The sequence below is a fragment of the Microbacterium umsixpiens genome (assembly GCF_053543675.1).
In genome coordinates this window covers 11,409-17,554 of the sequence record NZ_JBLVOH010000100.1, presented here as the reverse complement: position 1 = coordinate 17,554, position 6,146 = coordinate 11,409, and the positions used below count along the sequence as shown (strand labels likewise).

Genomic DNA, 6,146 nt, shown 5'->3' with positions numbered 1-6,146 from the left:
GGCTTCAGGAAGTCAGCGCGCGCTCAGAGAGCGCGGATGTTCGCCGCCTGCATGCCCTTGGGGCCACGCTCAGCGTCGAATTCGACCTTCTGGTTCTCGCGGAGCTCCTTGAAACCGGAGCCGGCGATAGCCGAGTAGTGGGCGAAAAGGTCGTCCGAGCCGTCATCGGGAGCGATGAAGCCGAAGCCCTTTTCCGCGTTGAACCATTTCACAGTGCCAGTGGCCATGTGTTTCTACTTTCTGTTGACTTAGCCGTTTACACGGCCTACGCCGAATCGGAACATCCGAGACGCGCGCATTGTCACGCTACCACGGCAGGCTGACCAACAGCACTGTGCGACGGATTCTTCTGCAGAAGTGCCGCCTCGGTGCGTGTGCTCACCCCGAGTTTCCGCAGCACCGCCGACACGTGGACGCTCACGGTCTTGACGCTGATGAACAGTCGCTCACCGATCTGGCGGTTGCTCAGCCCCTCGGCGATGAGCTCGAGCACCTGCTTCTCCCGCGCGGTCAGCGGGTCGGTGCCGATGGAAGGCTCCGCATCGATGCGGAGCCCGAGCCCCGCATCGGTCGCGAAACGGGCGACGGCGGCCTGCAGCTGCGCGTGCCCCAGGGCCGCGGCGATCTCGGCCGCCTCGGCCAGCACGGTCGACGCCGTTGCGCGGTCGCCCGCCTGCACCCGCATCCGCGCCTGCTCGAGCCGGATCACGACGCGGAAGGTGACCGGAACGTCATCGCCGTCGGCACACCGCAGCGCCGCATCGAGCGAGTCGGGATGCGGGTCGAGCAGGGCCAGGAGGATCGTCGACCAGGCGTCGTCTTGCAGCTGCACGGGCTGCGCGAGCCAGGCGGTGCGGATCGCGTCGGCTGCGTCGGCGACCGCGGACCCCTCTGCCCGCAGCTCGGAGAGGAGCGCCCCGCCCTGCAGCATGAGTCGCCGCTGGTGCAGCAGGGCCGGCCGTTCGTCGCGGAGCATCTCGAGGATCGTGTCGAGAGCGCCGCGGAGGTCGCCCGCGCTCTCGGCCACCGCGACCGTCATCATCACCCGGTCGTACCAGATCTGCCGCTCCGAGATGCCGGTCTCCTCGAACGCGGGCAACCACGTCTGCAGCAACTCCGCCGCCTCGGCTGACCGGCCGCGCCAGGCCAGCACCCGCACGTGCGTCATGCTCATGTACATGCGGAACACCCGCAGAGTGCCCTGCACGAAGTCGCGCGACAGCATGTCTTCGACCCGGTCGATCTCCCCCAGCTCGAGCAGCGGCACCACCATGTTCTGCGCCATGATCGAGCCCGATGTGCGTTCGACGCGGAGTTCGCGCGCCCGGCGCAGCCCTTCCTCGGCGACCTCGACGGCCTCGCGGTAGCGGCCGAGCAGAGTGAGCAGATCGGAGTAGTTGACGCGGTAGCGCATCTCGGCGTCCGAGCCCGTCGCGAGCTGCCGTGCACGTTCGTATTCGCGCACGCCCGCCTCGACCTCGCCCAGATGCGCGAGCGAGCCGCCGCGCACATTCGCGGCGACGGACAGCTGATCGGAGGAGCCTGCGCCCGCCGCCCTGTGCTCGGCCTCGTCCGCGAGACGGATCGCCTCTTCACGGTCGCCCGCGATCATGCGGCGGCTGGCGAGACGGTTGAGCAGCTCGGCGCGGAAGGCCTCATCGTCGATGTGCTCCTCGGCGATGGCCAGGGCCTGTTGCAGCAGCGGGATCGCCCCGAGGCGCCCGAGGTTGACCAGGTACAGCGCCTTGTTGCGCAGCAGCCGCGCATGCAGACGCGGATCCACCGTTTCGGGGTCGACCTCGGCGAGAGCGAGGTTCGCGACGGCGAGCGCCCGCTCACCGTCGCCTGCGTTGCGGAGGATCGACCCCAGGACGAGAAGCAGATCGAGGCGCTCGATCCGCGCGGCCCCGGCAGCATCGGGGACGAGCGGCCACAGCTCCAGCACGAGCTCGCCGAAGCGGGCGGCGGTCGCGAACGCGTACTGCGACTTCGCGTGGCGCATCGCATCGGCGGCGGCGACGAGCGCCTTGCGGTCGTCTTGCGCGAGCTGCCAGTGGTACGCGAGCGCGGCGGCATCCCCCGAGTCACTGCCCGCGCCTTGGGCCTCGAGCGACTCGGCGTAGGCGCGATGCAGCCGGGCGCGCTCACCGGGGAGCAGATCGTCGTGCACTGCTTCACGAAGGAGGGCGTGCCGGAACCGATAGTCGTCGTCGACCACGACCAGGATGCCGCTGCGCGTCGCCTCGCGGATCGCCTCGTCGAGCTGCTGCTCGGGGCGATCGGCGAGGCGCGTGATCAGCGGATGCGACAGCGGGCGCTCCGCACCGGAGGCGACCTTGACGACGTGCTGCGCATCGTCGCCGAGACGATCGAACCGGGCCAGCAGCAGGTCGCGGAGGCCATCGGGAAGAGAGCCGTTCGCGCATCCCGCGATCTCCTCGACGAAGAACGGCACGCCCTCGGCACGTTCCTGCATGCGCTCGAAGGCGGCTTCGGACAGCGGGCGACCGGTGATCTGCTCGGCCAGCTCCCGCACCGCGGCTTCGTCGAGCCGGGCGAGCGTGAGGCGCTCGAGCAGGCGCGCACGGGTGGCCTCGCCGATGAAGCGGCTCACGGCGTCGCCACGCCGCACGTCGTCGCTCCGGCAGGTGAGGAGCAGCAGGATGCGACCGCGGCCGAGGGCGCGCAGGAGGAACGACAGGATGGCGAGCGTCGACTCGTCGGCCCAGTGCAGGTCTTCCACCACGAGCACCTGCGGAGCCCGTTCTGCGGCCGCCTCGATGAGGGAGGCGATGGCGTCGCGGAGCCGCTCCGGGCTGGTGCGCTCGCGATCGGTCGGAGCATCGACGAGCTCGGGCAGCAGCATCCCCAGCGCCTCGACGCCCACACCGACCGACTCGCGCACCCGTTCGATGCCCATGCGCGTGACGATCGAGCGGAGGATGCCGGTGAGCGGGCCGTAGGGCGTGCGGGAGGCCCCGAGGTCGAGGCACCAGCCCACATGGACGTCGGCGGTGTTCTCGATCTCGATGGCGAACTCGCGCAGCAGCCGGGACTTGCCGATCCCCGCCTCGCCCTCGACGAGCAGCGCTGCCGGCACGCCCTCGCGCACGCCCTCGAAAAGACGGCGCACCTCGGAGAGCTCGGCCGCACGACCGACCATCGCGGCGCTCGGTGCGGAGGAAGGCATGGTTTCATCGTGCCACCCTCCACCGACACCGGGGGCGCGTTCCGCGACGACGATGCTCACCGTGCGGGTGCCGCCGTCGGCTCGCATCCGGAGCTCGCCCGCTCCGAGGCCGCGTGCCCCACGCCGGGACGCGCGTTCGTGGCACTGCGGCCCGCGTCGCGTGCACCCACAGTGCTGGCCGTCGATCCACGGAAGATGCGCGTCAGCATCCGACGCACCGCCCCCGGGGAACGGGGCACGATCTGGTCGGCGTGCTCGATGAGCATGCGTCGCCGCGCGGCTGCGCGTTCCATCTCCTCCTGCTGGTAACCGGTGTACTGCTCGGTGAAAAACGTGTGCTCGAACATGGGGATCTCCTCGGCGGTGTGCGGTATCCCTACACTCCGCCCTGAGGTGCCCCGCCGACATCGGACGGATTCCCTATCTTTCTGCCGCCGACGTCTAGGGATGCCGGCGTCTAGGAATCGCGAAGCTGCTCGCGATGCGACGCCATCAGGCTCATTCGCGGTGAAACTCAGACGCTCCAGATGCTGAGAGTCCGCCAGCTGTCAGGAAACCCCATCTCATTCGGAGAGCGCTGCGCATGCATGCCGAAAATACTGTCCATCTCGTCCACGACCCTTGCCACCCATCTGGCCCCGGGCGACGTGGTCTCGAGAAGAGTTGCCACGACGGAAAGCGCGCCGAAGACGTCCTCGCTCTGACCTGCAGGGAGGGATTCGAGGCCAGAGACTGTTCTCATCGCGCTTGTGGCTGCCGGAACCAGTGTTCGATTCCACAACCGTCCGTGGTGCGCAGTGATGTTTCGTAGGACGGTCAACTGTTCGAGCCACCGGGCGAGCGGGTGGTTCTTGAGCGCCTTCCGTCGTTGCGAGCTGCCGAGCTGATCAAGGTCGAATTTGATTCCGAGACCCTCGGCGACCTTGTACTGATCCCCAGCCCGCAGCGCCTCGAACAGCATGGAGACGTCCGCGAAGTCGAGCACGTCGACGAGGACCCAAATGGGGATGTCGCCGCCATATCTGTCTGTGTGGTGGCGAATGTACGCGGAGCTTCGGGCAGTCCGCGCCACCCGGACCCTCGCCTTCGTCATCCAGGCCGCGTGATCGAATTCTGTGCGAAATGTCGTGGGGTCTTCGTGAGCGAGCGGGTCGCGCGCGCCGAGCACGTAGCTGACGTGACTCCGGAGCGCCACCTCGATCCGCTCGATACCGTCATGGACCAGTGTGCGGAGCTTCCGGTCGAACTCGTAAAGCGCGGTTACGGCAGAGAACGTCGTTCCCTCCTGGAACTCGTCAGCGCGCGCAAACGTGCCGTCCCTCGTAACCACAGCCCGATAGACATACCAGTACCCGCTCAATCGGTAGTAGTTGACTGCGCGGAGCCACCGTTCGGGCTCTCCATCGAGTTGCATGCCTCGGCTTTTCAGCAAGCTGATCTGCTCGTCGACCGTGAGGTATTGCTTCAAGGGTGCCGTCACACCGATGATCTTGCCACCCCTAAAGAAATCCAGCCCACACCGGGAATCCGGGCGGGCTGAATGATTGACATCAATCTAGCACGTTGGGCTGACATCAAGCCCAGTACCTCATTCAGCGCTCGCTCGAAGCCCCCCCAACTAGGCCTGCCGCGACTCGGCGCGCAGCGGTGACCGCCGGGCCGAGGGGCGGGACTGCGACGGCACGAGGATCGCCAGCACCCGCACGAGCGTGGCCATCCACAGCAGTCCGAGCCCGACGACGACGGCTTCGAGGGCAGTGGCCGAGTACAGGCCGAACGGGACCCACAGCACGACGGCCACCACGATGAGCAGGCCGACGCCGACAGACGTGATCAGCAGCGCGCGGGGAGGAGCCGGGATCGCGGCCACGGTCGCGGCCGCAGACCCGAGGAAAAGGACGAGCGTCGCGACGGCGGCGATGTCGTGCGGAAGGGGCACCCGGTGCAGGGGCAGCAGCCCGACGGCCGCGAGCGCGACACCGGCCGCCGCCCACAGCGCGACCACCACGGCGATGCGGCGCAGAGCGGAGTCGCCGAGCATCCGGTGCAGGTCGCGGCCGATGTACGAGCCGACGGTCGCGATCAGCAGGCCGGCCACGACGAGGGTGCCGTTGAACGCCCATCCCGACCCGAGCTGCGAGAAGTTCTCCTCCCACCAGCGCGGGTCGGCGGAGGTGACCATGGCGAAGAGCGTGCCGATCACGAGGAATCCGAACAGGAGCGCGGACAGGTCGGCGGTGCGCAGCCCGATGCCGGCCCCGAAGGCGAAGCGACCGCCGACGGCCGAAGCGACGCCTGCGAGCAGACCACCGCCGACCGCCGCGAGCTGCAGCCCCTGAAGGCCGACGGCGAGGATCTCGGCCGTGAGCAGCACACCCATCAGCGCGACCGCTCCGAAGGCCACGGTGAGCGCGACGGTCGAGAGGCCGGAGACCACGGCCTGCCAGCGCGGCATCGGCCCGGTCTCCGTGCGACGGTGCATCAGCGTGCTCACGAGGAATGCGGCGGCCGCGACGATCCCGGCGATCGCTGCGACGGGCGCCGCCAACGACCCCGGACCGGTGAGCGGGCGCGCATCGCCACGCAGGAGCAGGATGCCGGCAACGGTGCCGACGACGAAGCAGATCACGGTCGCCCAGACGGCCCTCGTCTCGCCGCGCAGCTTCTCGTCCCGCTCCATGTGCCCATGCAAGCACGCACCTCGGACGCGCGGAAGATCCCGCGCACCCGGCCTCGCGACTCGAGCCCTGGCCGGCCCGTCAGGCGTGCTGCAGAGCCTTGGGGGTGAAGTAGGTGACCTCTCCGGTCTCGTCCTCGATGCCGAAGATGAACTGCCCGGAGGGCGTCGCGCAGATGTCGATGACCTTCCCCCGTGAACGCGGGGTGATGACTTCGTCCCCCGGCTTGAATGTGGTCTTCGTCATGGCGCGATCGTACAACGATGCCGCGGGGGCCC

The 6,146-nt window shown here is 68.7% G+C and carries 6 protein-coding genes; all 6 read right to left on the bottom strand.

The genetic code is table 11. The features are described 5' to 3' along the window. Positions 1 to 23: 23 nt before the first annotated feature. The 6 genes from ACNPM4_RS10245 to ACNPM4_RS10220 all read right to left on the bottom strand — a co-directional run bounded on the left by ACNPM4_RS10245 (position 24) and on the right by ACNPM4_RS10220 (position 6,114). Complete coding sequence (locus ACNPM4_RS10245) at positions 24 to 227, bottom strand: cold-shock protein (protein ID WP_017831237.1); 204 nt, start codon at positions 225 to 227, stop codon at positions 24 to 26. 74 nt (positions 228 to 301) lie between these two features. Next, positions 302 to 3,190, bottom strand: a complete 2,889-nt coding sequence (locus ACNPM4_RS10240; protein WP_448985584.1) for a helix-turn-helix transcriptional regulator — start codon at positions 3,188 to 3,190, stop codon at positions 302 to 304. Positions 3,191 to 3,246: 56 nt separating this feature from the next. Continuing rightward, positions 3,247 to 3,537, bottom strand: coding sequence for a hypothetical protein (locus ACNPM4_RS10235; RefSeq protein ID WP_417506659.1), 291 nt, complete (start codon positions 3,535 to 3,537; stop codon positions 3,247 to 3,249). A 167-nt stretch (positions 3,538 to 3,704) separates the two neighbouring features. Then, complete coding sequence (locus ACNPM4_RS10230) at positions 3,705 to 4,670, bottom strand: Abi family protein (protein ID WP_448985583.1); 966 nt, start codon at positions 4,668 to 4,670, stop codon at positions 3,705 to 3,707. A 138-nt stretch (positions 4,671 to 4,808) separates the two neighbouring features. Then, positions 4,809 to 5,870 carry a DUF998 domain-containing protein gene (locus ACNPM4_RS10225; protein WP_448985582.1) on the bottom strand — a complete coding sequence of 354 codons (1,062 nt, stop codon included), beginning with the start codon at positions 5,868 to 5,870 and terminating at the stop codon, positions 4,809 to 4,811. A gap of 79 nt (positions 5,871 to 5,949) precedes the next feature. After that, positions 5,950 to 6,114: a single stranded DNA-binding domain-containing protein gene (locus ACNPM4_RS10220; RefSeq protein WP_168429539.1), complete on the bottom strand. Its 165-nt coding sequence runs from the start codon at positions 6,112 to 6,114 to the stop codon at positions 5,950 to 5,952. Positions 6,115 to 6,146: the final 32 nt, after the last annotated feature.